The sequence below is a fragment of the Streptacidiphilus monticola genome (assembly GCF_042658505.1).
Lineage (GTDB): Bacteria > Actinomycetota > Actinomycetes > Streptomycetales > Streptomycetaceae > Streptacidiphilus > Streptacidiphilus monticola.
Genome location: NZ_JBHSQJ010000199.1, coordinates 1 through 610, shown reverse-complemented (window position 1 = coordinate 610; position 610 = coordinate 1). Strand labels below are relative to the sequence as shown.

Sequence of the window (610 nt, the reverse complement as noted above, 5' to 3'; positions counted from 1 at the left end):
GTCCGAGGTCGCGGTAGCGGGCGGTGGGGTCGTTGGCGAGGTGCCAGATGATGACGAGGATGGAGCGGGCGACGGCGACCAGGGCGCGTTGGTGGCCGCGGCGTTTGACCAGGCGTTTGTAGCGGGTGCCGAGGAAGGTGTCGGTGCGGGCGGCGGATGCGGCGGCTTCGCCGAGGGCGGCCCGGAGCCAGGGGTTGCCCTTGCCGGTGCGGCCGGTGGCGGTGACCTGCCCGGACTGGAGGGTGCGGGGGGACAGCTTCGCCCAGGAGGCCAGGTGGCCGGCGGTGGGGAAGACGGTCATGTCGGGGCCGATCTCGGCGAGGATGATCTGGGCGGCGCGTGGGCCGACGCCGGGGATCTCGTCGATGCGGTCGACCAGGTCGAGCAGTCCGGGTCTGCCGGTGGCGGGTGGTGCGGTGGGTGGGTCGGTGTCGGCCAGGTGCTGTTCGATCCGGGTGGTGAGGCGGTCGATTTCGGCGGTGAGGGTGTCGACCATGGTCAGTAGCACGGTCAGCAGGTAGCCGTGGTGGTCGGTGAACTGGCCGACCAGTGCGGTGCGGAGCTTGTCCTGTTTGTAGCGCAGGTTGCCCACGGCCAGGGCGGCCAGTTG

1 protein-coding gene is annotated in these 610 nt (G+C 71.3%); it reads right to left on the bottom strand.

Annotated elements, in window-relative coordinates; translation table 11 throughout:
• Positions 1-610: transposase (locus ACFP3V_RS31300; protein WP_380591066.1), on the bottom strand; the 610-nt coding region annotated here is incomplete at both ends.